The 14,841-nt window shown below is 34.0% G+C and carries 13 protein-coding genes and 1 tRNA gene; 4 read left to right on the top strand and 10 right to left on the bottom strand.

Annotation, left to right across the window (positions count from 1 at the left end):
- Window positions 1–4: 4 nt before the first annotated feature.
- Entirely contained in the window at window positions 5–4,330 is a 4,326-nt protein-coding gene (locus tag SAUT_RS00355; RefSeq protein WP_013325873.1) for a PAS domain S-box protein, read from the top strand.
- 16 nt (window positions 4,331–4,346) lie between these two features.
- On the opposite strand, the gene SAUT_RS00350 is transcribed toward SAUT_RS00355, so the two are convergent.
- Genes SAUT_RS00350 through SAUT_RS00325 form a run of 6 tightly spaced genes read right to left on the bottom strand, consistent with a single transcriptional unit; the run spans window position 4,347 to window position 8,464 of the window.
- Complete coding sequence (locus SAUT_RS00350) at window positions 4,347–4,775, bottom strand: hypothetical protein (protein ID WP_013325872.1); 429 nt, start codon at window positions 4,773–4,775, stop codon at window positions 4,347–4,349.
- A 15-nt stretch (window positions 4,776–4,790) separates the two neighbouring features.
- A complete protein-coding gene (locus tag SAUT_RS00345; protein ID WP_013325871.1) occupies window positions 4,791–5,222 on the bottom strand; it encodes a methyltransferase family protein in 432 nt (143 codons plus the stop codon).
- A complete protein-coding gene (locus SAUT_RS00340; RefSeq protein ID WP_013325870.1) occupies window positions 5,212–5,988 on the bottom strand; it encodes a metal ABC transporter permease in 777 nt (258 codons plus the stop codon). Before SAUT_RS00340 ends, SAUT_RS00345 begins: the two co-directional genes overlap by 11 nt.
- On the bottom strand, window positions 5,979–6,857 hold the full coding sequence (locus tag SAUT_RS00335) for a metal ABC transporter substrate-binding protein (RefSeq protein WP_013325869.1): 879 nt from the start codon (window positions 6,855–6,857) through the stop codon (window positions 5,979–5,981). Before SAUT_RS00335 ends, SAUT_RS00340 begins: the two co-directional genes overlap by 10 nt.
- Window positions 6,858–6,866: 9 nt before the next feature.
- Window positions 6,867–8,135: a hypothetical protein gene (locus SAUT_RS00330; protein WP_013325868.1), complete on the bottom strand. Its 1,269-nt coding sequence runs from the start codon at window positions 8,133–8,135 to the stop codon at window positions 6,867–6,869.
- Between the two features lie 53 nt (window positions 8,136–8,188).
- On the bottom strand, window positions 8,189–8,464 hold the full coding sequence (locus tag SAUT_RS00325) for a hypothetical protein (RefSeq protein ID WP_013325867.1): 276 nt from the start codon (window positions 8,462–8,464) through the stop codon (window positions 8,189–8,191).
- 104 nt (window positions 8,465–8,568) lie between these two features.
- On the opposite strand from SAUT_RS00325, the gene SAUT_RS00320 reads away from it, so the two are divergent.
- The 3 genes from SAUT_RS00320 (at window position 8,569) to SAUT_RS00310 (ending at window position 12,553) form a co-directional block, all read left to right on the top strand.
- Window positions 8,569–8,997, top strand: a complete 429-nt coding sequence (locus SAUT_RS00320) for a winged helix-turn-helix domain-containing protein (RefSeq protein ID WP_013325866.1) — start codon at window positions 8,569–8,571, stop codon at window positions 8,995–8,997.
- A 223-nt stretch (window positions 8,998–9,220) separates the two neighbouring features.
- Window positions 9,221–9,847, top strand: a complete 627-nt coding sequence (locus SAUT_RS00315) for a hypothetical protein (protein WP_013325865.1) — start codon at window positions 9,221–9,223, stop codon at window positions 9,845–9,847.
- A gap of 12 nt (window positions 9,848–9,859) precedes the next feature.
- The gene (locus SAUT_RS00310) at window positions 9,860–12,553 is read left to right on the top strand and encodes an SIR2 family protein (protein ID WP_013325864.1); all 2,694 of its coding nucleotides are present in this window, start codon (window positions 9,860–9,862) and stop codon (window positions 12,551–12,553) included.
- A 338-nt stretch (window positions 12,554–12,891) separates the two neighbouring features.
- Here SAUT_RS00310 and SAUT_RS00300 read toward each other — a convergent pair.
- The 4 genes from SAUT_RS00300 to cobU form a co-directional block, all read right to left on the bottom strand.
- A tRNA-Ser gene (locus SAUT_RS00300) sits at window positions 12,892–12,979 on the bottom strand.
- A gap of 29 nt (window positions 12,980–13,008) precedes the next feature.
- Complete coding sequence (locus tag SAUT_RS00295; RefSeq protein ID WP_013325863.1) at window positions 13,009–13,572, bottom strand: histidine phosphatase family protein; 564 nt, start codon at window positions 13,570–13,572, stop codon at window positions 13,009–13,011.
- Window positions 13,569–14,294 carry an adenosylcobinamide-GDP ribazoletransferase gene (cobS, locus tag SAUT_RS00290; RefSeq protein WP_013325862.1) on the bottom strand — a complete coding sequence of 242 codons (726 nt, stop codon included), beginning with the start codon at window positions 14,292–14,294 and terminating at the stop codon, window positions 13,569–13,571. Before cobS ends, SAUT_RS00295 begins: the two co-directional genes overlap by 4 nt.
- Window positions 14,291–14,785, bottom strand: coding sequence for a bifunctional adenosylcobinamide kinase/adenosylcobinamide-phosphate guanylyltransferase (gene cobU / locus SAUT_RS00285; protein WP_013325861.1), 495 nt, complete (start codon window positions 14,783–14,785; stop codon window positions 14,291–14,293). Before cobU ends, cobS begins: the two co-directional genes overlap by 4 nt.
- Window positions 14,786–14,841 lie beyond the last annotated feature (56 nt).

Raw genomic sequence — 14,841 nt, 5'->3', positions numbered from 1 at the left:
TCATATGAAAGATTCTGTATTTATCGGCATAGGTGCAAGTGCCGGAGGGTTAGAAGCCTTAAAAGAGCTATTGCCGCTGTTGCCGCAAGACGAAGGTTATGTTTACATCATTGCACAGCACCTTGACCCGCATAAAAAAAGTGCCTTAGGTGAAATTTTGACAGCATACACTGCTATGCCGGTAGTTACAATTTCCCAAAAATACACGTTCCTGCCAAACAGTGTAAATATTGTTCCTCCCGGATACAATCTGACATATGCCAAACATAAACTGCTGCTTGAAAAAATTTCAAAAACCCCGCATACACCCACACCCTCTGTTGATGAACTCTTCAAAGCACTCAGCAGTTATAAAAAAGAAAACTGTGTAGGCATAGTTCTCAGCGGTGCAGGACATGACGCAACAGCAGGTGTCAAAACCATTAAAGAAAACGGCGGTATCACCGTTGCACAGTCCCCAGATGAAGCACAATATGCCGATATGCCTAAAAATGCCATACAAAGCGGCTATATTGACTATGTGCTTAAGGTAGCACAGATTGGTGAAAACCTTGAGAGCATTATACATATAATGCCCGAGCCTTTGATGAAGATTACAAAACTTCTTGAAGAAAAAGAGTGTCTCGACATCGACAAATACAAAAAAGAGACCATTATGCGGCGGTTGAACAAACGTATGATGCTTACCAAATGTGCGGATCTCGACGAGTATTTTGATTATATTCAGACACATCCTGATGAACTTTACCTGCTGTATCAAAATATTTTAATCGGAGTGACAGAGTTTTTCAGAGATAAAGAATCTTTTGAAGTATTCAAGCAGCATCTTGAGCATTATCTCTTGGACAAGCCTGATCATTATGACTTGAGAATCTGGTCTATTGCCTGTTCTACCGGTGAAGAGGCTTACTCTTTGGCTATCATCATTGATCAAATCAAAAAAAAGCTCAAGAAAAACTTCAGTGTTCATATTTTTGCCACTGACATTGATGAAAAAGCACTTGAGATTGCAAAAAAGGGTATATACACAAAAAAATTACTTGAAAAAATAGATAAAAAAATTATTAAAACCTATTTCAGCGCACTGGATGAGGGATACAAAATAAAAGAATTTATACGCTCACAGATTGTTTTTACCAAACACAATATTTTAAGTGACCCGCCTTTTATCAAGCAGGATATCATCAGCTGCAGAAATTTTCTCATCTATATCTTGCCAGAAGTCCAGCAGGAGCTTTTTGTGCTCTTTCATTATGCGCTCAAAGACAAAGGGCTGCTCTTTTTGGGTTCATCGGAATCTACACTCATGAGTGTAGATTATTTTAAAGCCTTAAATCAGGAACATAAGGTCTATGTCAAAGAAGCACTGCAGAATCCGCCGAGAATATCTTCGCATTACTTTTCCTCACATATAAATACAAAACAAAACCAGACAGGAATAAAAACATCTACACTCAAAGACATAAATATAAAAGAGGAAATAACAAACACCGTCTTTGAACTCTTTTCTCACGAATGTATTATAGTTGATACAAATTTTACTATTGTTTATAAGCAGGGGAGCAATCCTTTTTTAGAACTGGGTGATGGTTTTGTGACTTTAAATATTGTTGAAAATCTGAAAAAAGAGCTTCGATACAGTGTAAAAAAGATTCTCAAACGAACTCTCAAAACAGCGACACTTCACAGTACAAAATTTATTGAAGTCAAACTCGATAATAAAGAACAGACCTTTGTCAAAGTTATTGCCGCCCCTTTTGCAAACAAACAAAACACTCCGTTTATTTTGCTCTATTTTCAGGAGTTAAATGCACATGGTCTGGAGTTTGACACTCGCGAAATTGTACTGCCAAATGAATCTTATGTCGTTGAAAACCTTACAAACCGGGTAAAAGAGCTCCAAGAGGACTACCATGCTCTTTTGGATGAGTTGAGTATATCAAAAGAGAATATGCAGCTGCTCAACGAAGAGCTGCAAAGATCCAATGAAGAGCTCCAAAGTGCCAACGAAGAGCTTGAGACATCCAATGAAGAGCTCCAAAGCTCAAACGAAGAACTCCAGGTCTCCATCATCAATGAACAAAAACTGCAAAGACAACTTGCATTGATACTCAACTCCACCCATGACGGCATCATGGGTCTTGATCTTGAGGGAAGGCATACTTTTGTCAATGCAGCCGCACTTGAAATGCTGGGCTATACCAAAGATGAGCTTTTGGGCAAAAATGCCCATAGAATCTGGCATCACACAAAACCGGACGGCAGTCATTATCTTTTTAGTGAATGTACTTTGCATACTCATCTTGTTGACGGTCTTTCCGTGCGAAAAGAAGATTTCTTTTTCAAAAAAGACAGTACAGGTTTTAATGTAGAAGTATTGCAAAACCCGATTATAGAAGAGGGTAAAGTAAAAGGAGCCGTGCTCTCTTTTCGTGATATTACAGAGAAGAAAAAGCTGCAACAAGAGGCTGAGTATGAGCACAGGCTTGCCAATTTATATGTCAATACAACAGGCACTCTTGTAATGGTTTTGGATTTAGCAGGCAGTGTCAACATGATAAACAACAGCGGCTGCGAGCTGCTGGGACTGCCAAAAGAAAAAATTATCGGCAAAAATTTTATACACAATTTCATACCAAAAGCAAGACAGCCGGAAAACCAAAATGTTTTTGACTCACTTATTAGTGAAAAAACAGATATTTTAAAAGAGTACAAAAACATCATCATTGATGCACAGGGCAAAGAGCATATCATTTCATGGAGAAACAACTACATTAAAGATGACAACGGCACACTTACTTCTCTTTTGAGTTCCGGCATTGACATCACCGACAAAGAAGCACTCACAGAAAAACTTTTCGAGCAGGAACATCTTTACAAACTGACCTTTGAAGAAGCAGACATTGGTATAGCTCATGTCTCTCTTGATGGCAGATGGATAGACACCAACGAATACCTCTCAAAACTTTTAGGATATACAAAAGAAGAGTTTCAAAATATGCATGTTTTCGACATTACCTTCCCCCAGGACAGAGATACCGACATGCATATGATAGAGCAACTGCATAAAGGAGAAAAAAAGTCTTATCATATCGAAAAACGCTATGTGCATAAAAACGGCAATATCATCTGGGTGAGTCTGGCTGTCGTACTTTTACTTGATGAGCAGAAAAAACCGCTCTACTTACTGAAAATAATCCGTGACATATCACAACTCAAGCTTTTAATGTACCAGATAGAGATTGAAAAAAACAGATTTCAAAGAATCATAGAGTTTACGCCGATTCCGACTATGCTTTACAACACAGACGGAGATATTTTAATACTTAACAAAATTTTCCAGGACAACACAGGCTATACCCTGGAAGAAATCCCGACAATTGACAAAATGGTGGAAAAACTTTTTGTCAATGAAGATGCAGACAGTATAAAAAGTATAAAGCAGTACTACAAAGAGCCTACAAAACTGCCAAAACAGCAACAATGCATTACCACAAAATCAAAAGAGAGAAGAGTCGGAATTCTTGATGCCGTTAAGCTCGATGAGGAGGGCAACAGTAGTGAAATTTTATATCTTATCGCAATAGTTGATATAACCGATATACAAAAAAAAGATGAACTCATGGTCGCACAATCCCGCCAGGCTGCAATGGGAGATATGCTCTCAATGATAGCCCATCAATGGAGACAGCCTTTGAGTGTTATTTCTATGGTCGCAAACAATATTCAAGCACAAATAGAACTGCAGAGAAGTGTTGATGCAAAATCTCTGCACGATCTCATACATACGCTCAATGAGCAAACGCAATATCTCTCACACACCATAGATGATTTTAGAAATTTTTTCAAACCTGACAAAAATAGAGAGTTTATTAAAATAGATGTCATTTTAGAAAAACTTACCCATCTGATTGAAAAATCTTTACAGAATAATGCAATCAGTTTAACACTGCCTAAAAAAAGCGATATTGAGTTATGCACGTATCAAAATCAACTGCTGCAGGTGCTTATAAATATAATTAACAATGCCAAAGATGCCATCAAAGAGCACAGAGCACAAGACGGAAATATCAGCATAGATGTTATAAAAAAGAAAAAAGAGATTCTCTTGAAAATTTGCGACAACGGCGGAGGCATAAAACCCGAAATACTCAAAAAACTCGGAGAGCCTTATGTGACATCAAAATCTAAAAATGGCACAGGTTTAGGCATATATATGTCAAGAATAATTGTAGAAAAACATCTTGGCGGCAGACTCTCCTGGGAGAGTAACAGTAAAGGAAGCTGTTTTTATATTTCACTGCCCAAAGACACAATCTGTGAGTCATAAAAGAGAGCCTATACAGCTAAATAGCTCTGGTATTTAGTCCCTTTGTCAAAGAATCATCCAACTCCAATTTATACTGGGGGTTAAATCTCTCCAGCTCTTTATCAAGCTTCAAAATGATGTCTTTGTTTGTATTTGGGTGCTGACAAATTCTTAGCAGTAGTTCTGAATATATTTCAAATTTTGGATTTACTCGCATACCTAACTTTTTAGGGATTTTCCAATAATACTTTAAAATCAAATCAACTGCTTCTTTGAGCTCCTGCGTTGTCGATTTTTTATCTTTTATAACTTCAAGCAGTGTGCTTAAATCAGGCTGTTCTTCAGGTATATTTTGTATTTTTTTAGCAAATTTTTTTGTATGTGAAAGATAAAAATATAGAATGATTAAAATAGCGAATGCTCCGATCAGAGCAGCTATAGATTTTATTAGTAAAGTTATATCCATCTCATAAACCTTTATTTAAAAAACGAAAGGTAGCAATCGTTTTGTTTTTTGTAAATACTCAATATAAGCCGGGTTGTGACACTTCCATAAACTCTCTTCATAAAATAGTTTTACCAAAAGTGTTATAAGTAGTATTACAAGCAGTGCAAATTCATAATAGGTGAAATAAATCACAGCTAACCCAAACATACTCAATAGTACACTAAGATACATCGGATGTCTTACATAAGTGTAAATACCACTCGTAACCAATTCACAGTTTTCTTTTATATCGGGGCGAATATTAAAGTTTCCGCTCTTATGTTCTTTAAGTGCCAAAAGCCCTATAATTATTCCAAAAATTAAAATCAATGAACCAAGATATAGATGCTGAGTCTTTGTTCCCAAAGGTAAAATCATTAAAAATATGATAAAAAACTGTAACCCAACCAATATTTTACTCTTCATTGTTTACCTTCGCTTGTGTCTCTTTTATTATACTTGAAACTATAACAAAAACAAGTGAAAATAAAACAGTTACAAATATAATAGCATAACCTGTAGGCAAATCCAAATAATACGAGCCAAACAATGCCAAAATGATGCTCAGTGAACCAAACAAACAGGCAAACAAAAGCGCATTCATTTTCATTTGTGCAAGTCCGGCATATGAAGGGGCAATCAAGAGCGCAAAAACGACTAACACACCTGCTGATTGTACAGAGGATGTCACAGTAAGAGCAAGCATTACAAAAAATAGAAACTCTTTTTTTACTCCGCTAAGTCTTGGATATACAATAAACATAACAAATGCCACACCACCATATAACAAAAGGCTTTTTAAAAGATCATCACTTGAAGTAAAAAGAATATCGGCCGCACTTAACTTAGAAAAAAGCTCCGTTCCCTCTGCACTTTGTGCAAGTATAAGCATAATAGAAGAGATACCAAGCGCATACAAGAGCCCTATAAAAGCTTCGATTTTTTGTACTTTTTTTGTAGCCCAGGTAATAATAGCAGCTGCTAAAAGTGCAAATAAAAGCGTCATAATGTTTTGATACTGTGAGTCCATAAAGGCAACGCTCAATGCCATCCCGATAGCCGCTATCTGTCCTATAGCCAAGTCTGTGAAAATTACACCCCGTTTAATAATCTCCAAACCAAAGATGGAGTGAATAAATACCAAGGCAATGGCCAGCACAAAGGCCGGCCACAATAACTCTACTATTGACATATTCTGTTAGCGATTTTGTTATAAAACTCTTGCAGTGTTTTACTGCCATCAGCACCCAGATCATGTGGAATTATCAGGACTTTTGCACCGGTTTTAGCCGCTATAAATTGTGCCGTTTTACGCTCATGGTAAACATCCTGCAGAATCTTTTTCACACCATTTTCTCTCATAATATTTATAAGCTCTATCGTGTGCTTTGAGCTTGGTGCAATCCCCGGAAGCGGCTCAATTGTTCCATAAATTTTATAGTTGTATCGCTTTAAAAAATAGTTAAAAAGTTCATGGTATTGCACAACTTTTTTATCTTTACATGTAAGCATCTTCGCATCAAGTTTGTTTAAATACGTTTGCCATTCATTTGTGAATTTTTTCAAATTGGCTTCATAGCTTTTTTGGTGTTGCGGGTCTATTTGAGAGAGTTTTTGCGCTATTGCCTTTGCCATTGGCACTATGACATAAGGGTCTGTTGTATAGTGGGGATTACCCTGTGCATGCACATCTCCAAAGGCACGAGAAATAGAAGCCGGAACGTCTATCATATGCACAAAATGAGACATATCCAAAAAGCCTTTGGCCCCGTTTTGAATTTTGGCATTGTTTGCAGCACGCAATAGCGGTGGCAGCCAGCCTAGTTCCAATCCTCCGCCGTTTATGATGAGCAGATCCGCCCGACGGAGTTTTGAAATAAGAGAAGGTTTTGGCACTATAAAATGCGGATCATATTTTGGGCTGCCAAGAACCGTTACATGTACCAAATCACCTCCGATTTTTTGTGCAACAGCACCTGCTGTCGAGTAGGTTGTATCTACTTTTACAGATGCAAATGCCAGGTTTGTTAGTAAAACTGTTAGTAAAATAATTCTTCTCATAATTTTCTCCTAGTAGTCGTGAGCGCCATGCGCACCCGCTGCAATATTTAACGACATCATCACTTCACTCATATTTTTTCTCTCACCTGCGATGATCTTTGTTCTGTCATATGTATATGAGAGTCTTAGTCTTGACATAGGAAAGGGTTTATACTCCAGCATTGCCGTATATCTGTCTAAATTATTTGTATCAATGCCTGCATAAGATGATAAATCCGTATCATTTTTCGTAATGGCATCATATCTGAAACCTGCAGAATAATTATTGTTATACTGGTAAATAAGTTCAGAGTAAAGCCCCGCCTGCTTATCGTTTCTTGGACCTATATCTTTGTTTCTATAAAGGTATTCACTCTGCCAGGTAAGCGCGCTGTAACTGCCGAGCTGTTCACGTAGTGTTAAATCAATACCGTACACATTCGTCGGATTTGTTGCATTATTTTCGCTGTTTTTTCCATGAGCCAAACTCACGCCGCCCAGAATGGACAAGTCATCACCGACATCCACACTCGATTTCACATAACCTACATACAAATTATTTTCTTCGGTATCACCGAAACTTCTGTCATTCGTTCCCTGCATCGCTTCAAGACCTGCCATAACGTAAGTATCTGTCGGTGCTACCCACTGCAGTTGAATTCCCGCATCACTAATGCTGTCTGGTCCAAAAAGCGCCTTATAAATAATAGGCTGAGAATCAAAATGCCATGAGTGTTGGTGTTTTGCATTTATGCGTCCAAAGGCACTCTTAAATTTACCCGCTTTCACGCGTAAACCATAAGGCAGTGCGCGCGTTCGGACAAAGGCTTCCTCAATCTCCAAACTATCAGGATGCAAATGCAAAATAGCAAAAGCATCAAAATAAGGATCAACTGTTGAAGCAAGTGCCAACTCTCCGTAGTTGAAGTTAAAGCCTCTATCTTTATTAAACGGCAGTTCGGCATCACCACTGTTGATAAATCCCGGAATTGCAAAGTTTTCATAATCAGAATTTTTGACATCACGACCTACTGCCGACATATTTAAAATCAATGCAATATCTGGCAAATAGGCTTTTTGTGAAAAAGAAGCCGAAGTATTAACAGCAGGAGCACTAGCCTGTGCACTCTTTTGTGCTTGCTGCATTTGTGTCTGTTTTTTGCTCAAGGCATCAAGTTTGGCTTCTAATTTTTGCATCACAAGTTTTTGTTGTGCTATCTGCTCTTTGAGTGCATCTAAATCTGCATCTGCAAACAATGATGCACACGCAAACAGAGAAAGGTATATGGTTTTTTTCATTATTGTATCTCCAATATTTTTGTAATAGTTTTTTTGTAGTTTTGTTAAAATAATTAGGAGATTTGAGGAGGGGCTCTTGCGTTGAGTTGATTGTCAATCTTCTTTACATGTAAAGAAGCTAATAGAGTGATGATAGATTCATTTACAATCTCTAAATCTGTAAGATAGTGTATTTCTACAGGCGTATCAGCATGTGCCAGGCTCGACTGCACCGTACAAATCTTACAGTCATTATGTTGTTTTAAATCATTATGATGGTGAAAAACACCCATAAAAGTTGCAAGTATAAAAATAATGCTGAGATATTTTCTAAAAAATCTATTTATCATAATGAAATTCTATCTTAAATAAAATTTTATGGCAAATAAAATTTTACACAGCTTTTACACTTTATAGTTACACTATTACTATTTTTTACGTCAAAGGAGAGCCTATGAGCAAAAATGTTGTACTGGTATTTGAAGCAGATGACACCGATATATTAGATATAGAAAGCTATATAGCTTCCCGTGGATATGAAATAAAAAAAATAAATGAGAAAACAAAAAAAAGTAACAAAAATATTATTGACTTTGGAGAATACTATCAATTTAATCTTAAGACCAAAGAAACTTTTTATAAAGGTGAGAAGGTCAAACTGACAAAAAAAGAGAGCCTTTTTTTAAAACTTCTTCTTCTGAATATGGGACATGTCGTCACTTTTGAGCAAGCCACAAACTATATATGGAATCAAGAAGAATTAATAACCGAAAATAATTTACGAACATTAGTATGGAGACTCAGGGGTAAACTAAAAACTGATCTCATTAAAAATAATCAGGGAATTGGTTATTATATTGATTTATTAGTGGTGGACAGCTAGGGAGTCTTGGACAAACTCGCTCAAAACTTCGTGAATTAGGCTTTTTAGTTTAGTGTCGGATAGTTGAAACGTCATAGTAAAACCTTTAAAATGTATTAGTGTTAAACGATATAATAGTAAATCTACTATTAAAAGAACTTGTTAACATAAGAAGCTTGTCAAAAATACTCATTACAGATATAATTACTGAAGAAATAATATAACTTTTATAGGGTGAAACAATATGAGTATTAAAGGGCTTTATTTTAAATATATCCTTTTCAATAATATAAAAATTATAAATATTTTTTTAACTATTTTCTGGATAGTTGGTGTTATTTTAGGGATACATATAGTAATTGAATATCTTAGTATAGAAAATGAAAATAAATATTTACTATTATCTTCACTTGGAATTATTATATCAGCTTTTATTGCGTCGATATCACTCGTAAAATCAATATATGAGAATAAAAGAACTAATGAGAATATTTTTTTATTGGAAAAACTTACAATATGTCAAGAACTTACAATATCAGAGTTTAATGAATTATTATTAAGACTGTCCAATGTATCCACAGCATTAGGTGGTTTTATAAATGCGGATGACGGAGAACCGACACGATTATGTGATTTAGGAAGAGAAGTCCTTAATAATTTTGAAAATAGACAATCTTATGTAAAACTTTTATGGTTGTTAAGAAGTTTTTTTACACACTTATCTGTCGACTTTGAAGATACAATGAGGAATATAAAACAAGCTAAAAATATAAATGAAGTTCAAACTAATGTATCTAATTTTCTATCAAAAATAGACTATGAACAACTAAAATATATCGTAAATAAAAATAAAATAAAATTTAAATCATAGTAAGGGTTATATATGAATAAAGATATCCAACATATTATCGAAGCAAATAATGATAATAGACTAGCATTTTTCATAGGTTCTGGTATATCTAAAAGTTCTGAAACTGAGAATCACAAAATGCCCTTATGGAAGGATTTGATTTCAGAATTAGAAAAAGATTTAGAAGGTGTTGAAGAAACTAACTACCTAAAACTTGCCCAATTATACTACTTAGAATATGGAGAATATTTATATTATGCCAAGCTAAAAAAAATTTTTGATATCAATTTAGAACCTTCAAATATACATAAGTTGATTTTTGAGATAAAACCTGATTATGTCATAACAACAAATTGGGATAAACTATTAGATAATACAGTCATTGACAACGCATTTATATATGATATAGTCGTTTCTGATACAGATTTAGTCAAATCAACTATACAGAAAAAACTTATCAAAATACATGGAGACTTTAAGCACCATAATATTGTTTTTAAAGAAGACGACTATTTAAATTACCAAACAAATTTTCCTTTAATTGAAAACTATATAAAAAGTATTTTATCTACGCATACAATAGTGTTTCTAGGGTATTCATATAGTGATTATAATTTAAAACAAATTATGAAATGGATTCAATCTTTTTCAAATGTAAAACCACCAGCTTATCTTGTAGGATTTTCTAATCAAAGCAGTGAAATAAAATATTTAGAAAACCATGGTATTAAATCATTAATTTTAGAAACAGATAGTAGTTTAGGTAATAATAAATACAATCAAGCAGTAGAAGACTTCTTATTAAGAATAAAAAATAAAAATGTTTTAGTGAGTGAAAATCTAACATATGAAAGCGTAGTTGATTACTTTTATAAAAAACTTGTGGCATTTGACCCAATGAATGTCCTAATGCCAGAACAAATCAAGAAAATTTTTAAAAAAGTATTTTATAGATATGACAGTGAATTTATAATCTTAGACCTTTTACAATTAGATAAGTCAAATAGCTATTATAATAAATTTGTAGAACTATTAACAAAATTAGATAAAAATGAAAACTCTTTCAAAGAACTTGAGTACAGATTAAATCACATATTTTCAATATTATCAAAAGCAGGTATTGGTGGGATTATGCTTAATGATAAAGAATACTATAAGTTTCAGTTTCCACTTTATAATGCCCTTGATTTAAGTAATATACTTAGTTTTAAGCTTGATACCAATGAGAATGCAAACGAGGCATTCATTTTTTATCTTTTAGAAAATAATGAAAAGGCTTATAAGCTTTATGAAAACAATATAAAAAGCTCTTTAAAATCAAAAAACTATATAGATTTATTCCTTTCAATGTTTAATAGAAACCAGTTATTGTCATTTTTAAAATATGATTTTTCAATAGACTATTCTAAATATGAAACAGTTGAAGAATATGACATAGAAGAAAAATATCAAGATGTCCCAAATAATATTAAACAAACTATCTCACCAATAATTTCAACTTTTAAAGATTTTAACTTTATTTATAGTTTTGCTTTTACTATTTCTTCCTTACTCAAAGAAAAAGAAGAACAAAAAAAATCGATTGAAAGCGGAAGTATCATTTTTTCAAATAACTCATTTGAAGCAGAATTAAGGCATAAAAACTTAATTTATTTCATACTTGGGAATGGACTAGCTATTGACAGGTATCGTGAATTTCAAACTATAATTGAATATTTCATAAATATTAGTTTGGTAAGGCAAGTTCAAGAAGAAAATATTGTTCTGAATCAATTGGAAATATTTTCTTGTATAAAGTTTTTAAAAGAAAAAAGCTTGAAACGAATTTTTGAATCTTATAGCAATAAAGAGTCTTCAAAAAGACTAGTGCTTGATACTGAAAATCAAAAATACTTATTACAAGTCCTTGCTAACACTGTCAAGCATATTAGAAACAACGATACAAACAATTTTTCAATTTTTGAAAACAGTTGGAAAAAAACAATGTATTTACTTTCAATATCTAAGTTAGAAAAAGAAATAATGGAAAATATTTTAGAAGGTTTTACTTTTATTTTAAATACTTCAAACAACTCTATTTCAACTTACCAAACAATTAATACTTTTCTTGGACTACAATATAGCTTATATAAAGAGCAATTTGATAGTTCTAAACTTATAAGCTTAATAGAATTGGTTTTAAATAAGATTATCTATCAAAACTATAATGGACGTGAATTATATGCGATAAAATCAAATTATATTAATAATATTTATGCCTATTTAGAAATGGACACAAATTTTAATTATGACAACTTAAAGTTAGTTCAAAAGTTGCTGTTTGAATTTAACAGTTGGGAGTTGGCTCAAAAGGTTGAAATTTCACAATACTTCTTAATAAGTTTGTATCACATATCAAATGAGAAAATTAAGGAAGAAATTAAAACATTTATAAATAATATTGAGTATAAAAATATTGAAAGTCTATTCGAACAGATAGACTTCCAACTATTTTTATTAATAACTGAATTTCAGTCAGTTGACATAGAAGATTTAAGTGAAAAAATTAAAGAAGAAATTTCACAATATGAAGACGGAAAATCTATGTCTAGTGGTTTATATAGCTTACAAAGTAGACTTCAATACTTAGTAGAGAAACGACAAATATTGGAATTTGAAAGCTTATTAAATGAACTAACGACAATCATTGAGAACTTCGAACAAAAACGAGGAAAAATGCTCTTTTAATATGTCTTTATTCGAGACCGTTAAATATTTCGTGTCAAAATAATTCTGATAGGAGAAATCCTATCACTCCCCTTTATTCAAATCTATATCTATTAAATAGTCTATATAGCTTCTTGTCTTCCTCATTTAGTTCTTTTATTAAATAATGAAGTTCTGGAGCTTTTGCCAATATCTTTGCTTTAACTGTTTCACACTTAATTTCTTGTAAATGTATTTTCCTCATAAGCTGACTTAATAGTCTCAAACCGTATTGGTTTTTGTCGTATAGTGTATCAATTTTGCTTTTGTCTCTTTGTTTGTTTCGTAGTAGCGGTTGTTTTAGGGGTTTACCGTTAAAGTGGTGGACAGCTAGGGATTCGAACCCTAGGTAGATTGCTCTACACCCGCGTTCCAGGCGAGCGCCTTCGACCACTCGGCCAGCTGTCCTTTGTTGTAGGAGCGGTATTATAGCCAAGCTAAGTTTTAATCGTGCTAAAAGTTTTTAAATCTGTGTCATAAAGCGTATAAGATGCATAAGGCAAAGCAAGTGTAAAGGCTTCTTCAAGTGATAAGTTTTGCACTATTGCCATTAAAACTCTTATAACGCCCGCATGTGTTATAACTAAAACGTTATCAGCTTTTTGTACTGCGAGTTCTTCAAAAAAGAATTTTTTTACTCTTTGAACATACTCTTTATAATTCTCCCCATCAAGTGCTTCTATCCATTGTGAAAAATTTTTATACACTACACCCTGAGCTGTTATTTCATCAAAATCGAATCCTTCATGTTTTCCCCATGATTTTTCCCGTAATTTTGGTGTATATAGAGCATTTTTTGCCTGGGTAAAGGGCTTCAAAGTCTCTTTTGCACGTCTCAAATCTGAACAGTACACCAAATCAAATTCTTTACATGTAAAGAGTTCGGCTAACTTTTTTGCTTCTTTTTCTCCCTTTTTAGAGAGCCCTATATCATTGTGTCCGTTATATTTTCCGATGTAAGGCACCTCAACCTCACCGTGACGAATGAGTGTAATTTTCACTGCAGACCAACTATAACAGCATTGAGCAAAACAAGTTCTGTCATTTCAATGCTAAAACCGTAAATATCTCCCGTAAAACCGTCATATCTTTTAATAAAGAAACTCTTGAGCACAAACATAACTAACAATGACACAAACATCAAGATATAACTCTCAAATAACACCAAAACCATAAATGAGTAAGCAAGTGCTACAAATAATTGCCAGCGATTAAACTCTGCTTTTGCCAAACTTCCCATACCGTTTTGCGAAATATAAGGATACAAATATATCTCTAATACAGCACTCAGCCGTGACAGCATGAGAATCACAGGCAGTAGATACACCGCATCCAGCGCCGCCAGGGAAGAAGCTTTAAGCAGTAAAAAAACAATGGAGAATGTTATACCCATTCCACCGTTATGCGGGTCTTTCATCACTTCCAGAGCTCTTTTTTTATCAACAAACAGCCCATCCACTGTGTCGGCAAAGCCATCAAGATGCAAAGCCCCCGTAAGCACAACCCATAAAGAAAAAATAATAATGCTTACATGTAAAGGCGGCAAATATGGTGTAAGCAGAATAAAGGCGCCGTATAAAATAAGACCGAGTAAAAACCCTACAAGCGGGTAAAACATCACGGCATAGCCATTGATGCCTTTGTAAAAATCATGTACCTTAAAAAAGGGTAAAATACTCAACATTGACAAAGCCAGAGCGAAGCCTTTGAAAAGTTTATTCATTTTATTTTTGTACTGATTCCAGCGACTACATGATATACTTCATCACATTTTTGGGCAACCATCTGAGAAAGCTTTCCGCTGATATCTACAAACTGACGTGCAAGTTTGTTATCAGGAATAATACCGCAACTTACATCATTGACAACAAATACGATATCCTGTTTTAGTTCCATTACAGTAGCTATTTCTGCTTCCATTTCCTCATAGGTTTTTTCATGATAGAGCATGTTGTTTATCCACATACTCAAACATTCAACCAGTACGGCACCCTCTTGCAGCGCTATTTTTTCTTTGAGATTAATCGCCTCTTCGACTGTAATAAAATCATCTGCACGCTGTTGTTGATGTTGCTGTATCCGCTCTTGCATTTCATCATCTATAAATTCAGTCGTTGCAAGATAAACAGGTTTTGCACCTGAGAGTTTTTTTATGTAGTTTTCGGCATTGTGAGATTTGCCACTCTTAATGCCGCCTATAAATAATGTTTTCATTTTAAAATTATAGCAGTTTTATAATATTTTTCGATATTATTGCATAAAAATAATGA

The organism is Sulfurimonas autotrophica DSM 16294, assembly GCF_000147355.1.
In the GTDB taxonomy this organism is placed as follows: domain Bacteria; phylum Campylobacterota; class Campylobacteria; order Campylobacterales; family Sulfurimonadaceae; genus Sulfurimonas; species Sulfurimonas autotrophica.
This window is presented reverse-complemented; position numbering and strand designations above follow the sequence as displayed.

Coding starts and splice junctions, on each gene's coding strand:
- cobS (WP_013325862.1), bottom strand. CDS start 14,294: ATGAATAAACTTTTCAAAGGCTTCGCTCTGGCTTTGTCAATGTTGAGT.
- cobU (WP_013325861.1), bottom strand. CDS start 14,785: ATGAAAACATTATTTATAGGCGGCATTAAGAGTGGCAAATCTCACAAT.
- SAUT_RS00340 (WP_013325870.1), bottom strand. CDS start 5,988: ATGTCAATAGTAGAGTTATTGTGGCCGGCCTTTGTGCTGGCCATTGCC.
- SAUT_RS00325 (WP_013325867.1), bottom strand. CDS start 8,464: ATGATAAATAGATTTTTTAGAAAATATCTCAGCATTATTTTTATACTT.
- SAUT_RS00350 (WP_013325872.1), bottom strand. CDS start 4,775: ATGGATATAACTTTACTAATAAAATCTATAGCTGCTCTGATCGGAGCA.
- SAUT_RS00320 (WP_013325866.1), top strand. CDS start 8,569: ATGAGCAAAAATGTTGTACTGGTATTTGAAGCAGATGACACCGATATA.
- SAUT_RS00310 (WP_013325864.1), top strand. CDS start 9,860: ATGAATAAAGATATCCAACATATTATCGAAGCAAATAATGATAATAGA.
- SAUT_RS00335 (WP_013325869.1), bottom strand. CDS start 6,857: ATGAGAAGAATTATTTTACTAACAGTTTTACTAACAAACCTGGCATTT.
- SAUT_RS00345 (WP_013325871.1), bottom strand. CDS start 5,222: ATGAAGAGTAAAATATTGGTTGGGTTACAGTTTTTTATCATATTTTTA.
- SAUT_RS00355 (WP_013325873.1), top strand. CDS start 5: ATGAAAGATTCTGTATTTATCGGCATAGGTGCAAGTGCCGGAGGGTTA.
- SAUT_RS00315 (WP_013325865.1), top strand. CDS start 9,221: ATGAGTATTAAAGGGCTTTATTTTAAATATATCCTTTTCAATAATATA.
- SAUT_RS00330 (WP_013325868.1), bottom strand. CDS start 8,135: ATGAAAAAAACCATATACCTTTCTCTGTTTGCGTGTGCATCATTGTTT.